This window comes from Bradyrhizobium sp., assembly GCF_049691595.1.
Lineage (GTDB): Bacteria > Pseudomonadota > Alphaproteobacteria > Rhizobiales > Xanthobacteraceae > Bradyrhizobium.
Genome location: NZ_JBAVNZ010000448.1, coordinates 1 through 1,849, shown reverse-complemented (window position 1 = coordinate 1,849; position 1,849 = coordinate 1). Strand labels below are relative to the sequence as shown.

Here is a 1,849-nt window from a genome sequence, read left to right as displayed (position 1 = left end):
CCCATCGGGCGCGAGCCGCGTGTCGCCGGCATTCGCGCGGAAGACAAGATCGTTCTGCCTCCTCAAACCGCCACCATGGACGACTGCTGCCGCATTGCGGAGCTGCTCTTGGGCGGCCAGGCGTCATCGCCTATTCCCCTGACCATCGGTTTTCTTGAGCTCACCGCAAGCTACGAGATCGCGGTCACGGCGGTCTACACCGCCAGCGATCCGAAGTCCGGCGGAATTTCCCTGACGGTTGAGCAGATTGTCGGCCGACGGCTGTAGCAACCGTCATTCAGCAAAGGATAGCTGCGATGTCGCACGTGACCGGGACGATTCAAGTTCTCGCCGCGCCACTCACCATCGGGCCTGGAACAACCATTTTTAATCCTCCGCCGTCGTCGGCGCCCGGCGGTACCAAGCTGCTGATGCTGCATTTCCAAAATCCCAACTTCCAGCCCGGCGACCAGTTGCAGGTGCAACTGGGCTATGCTGTGGACACCTTCACCGCTGCCGACGGGCCAGCATTCTGGACCAGGCCTATCAATGTCTATGCCTTTCCCGGTGGTGTGCAGATCGACTACATTCCGGCCGGCCCACCGACCGGAAGCGTTCAACTGTTCGAATACGGGCGGGGCGAACGGCATGCTGGCCTGACCGGTCATCCCAGTTTTTCCAATTGCGATCCGTTCTACCAAGCGCCCGCCTATGCCGAGCCGACCTACGATCCCTGGTGGTATTGTGTGGAACCGCCCAATTGGGAGAATGCCGCTGACGCTACTCCTCTCACTGACGTGCGCGCCCGGGTGGCGCGTAGCGTGGGCATGATCGTCACGGTCGACACCCAGAATGGGGTCCGGGGACTCTCCACCTGCTCAGTGACACTGGTAGACTCGGACAAGGTAATAACAGCCGGACACTGCCACACGCCTGAGGAGGCGCTGACCAGCTCGGTGACGTTCGACTATCAAACGCTGAACGACGCCACCAGGCCCCCCGGCTACAACCCGCGATTCTACAAAGTAAAGGCTGTTCTGGGGCACAAGAACATCGACGCATCCCTGGACTACAGCCTGCTGCAGCTTGCGGAGGCGCCTGCGGGAATTCCTGCGATTCAGATGAGGCCTGATCTTCCCGTCGCCCCCGAGAAGGTGTTCGGCGTGCATCATCCGAATGGCGCGGTGAAGAAGCTCTCCTTTCCGCAAGCGGAAGGATTTGCCGCGGTGATCGGGAACAGCTCGGTGTGGGGGAGCGGCTTGGTCATTACCGTGCCGTCGAACTATCACGTTTCCGGGGGCAGCTCGGGATCGGGTGTGTTCGATGCGGCGGGGCGAATCGCGGGTGTGCTGTCCAGGGGCGATCCCTGCGGCCACGTCGGCGGCCCGTCGGCGCTCGTCTATTGCCCGACAAAGAATATCATCGCGGACCTCGCGCCCGCGCCGCCGCCACCGGTGACCCGCGACGTGATGTTGGTGTTCGACCGCTCCGGCAGCATGTCGATGGACGATGGCACGGGGCGTTCCAAGATCGAAGCGGCACGCGACGCGGTGTCGCTGTTCGTGCAATTGGTGAAGGCCGGGACCGGGAACCGCGCGGGACTCGTCTCCTTCAGCACGACGGCCAGTTCGCCGGCGGATTTCGCCATCGCCAACGTCACCGACGGCGCCGGCGGCACGAAGACGGCGTTGATCGGCCCGGCACCTTATTCAGGCGGCATCGTCGGGGGCTTGACGCCAGGGGGAGCCACCACGATCGGCGGCGGTCTCGATGCTGCGCACGCGCAGTTTCCGGTCGCCGGGGCCAATCCGAGAGCGATCCTGCTGTTGACGGACGGCCTTGAGAATACGGCGCCGATAGTAGCAAACGT

General features: G+C 63.2%; 2 protein-coding genes. Both read left to right on the top strand.

Annotated elements, in window-relative coordinates; genetic code table 11:
* Nucleotides 1-267: hypothetical protein (locus WCE35_RS18935; protein WP_424594856.1), on the top strand; the 267-nt coding region annotated here is incomplete at its 5' end.
* A 29-nt stretch (nt 268-296) separates the two neighbouring features.
* On the top strand, nt 297-1,849 hold a 1,553-nt coding region (locus tag WCE35_RS18930), incomplete at its 3' end, for a trypsin-like peptidase domain-containing protein (protein ID WP_424594855.1).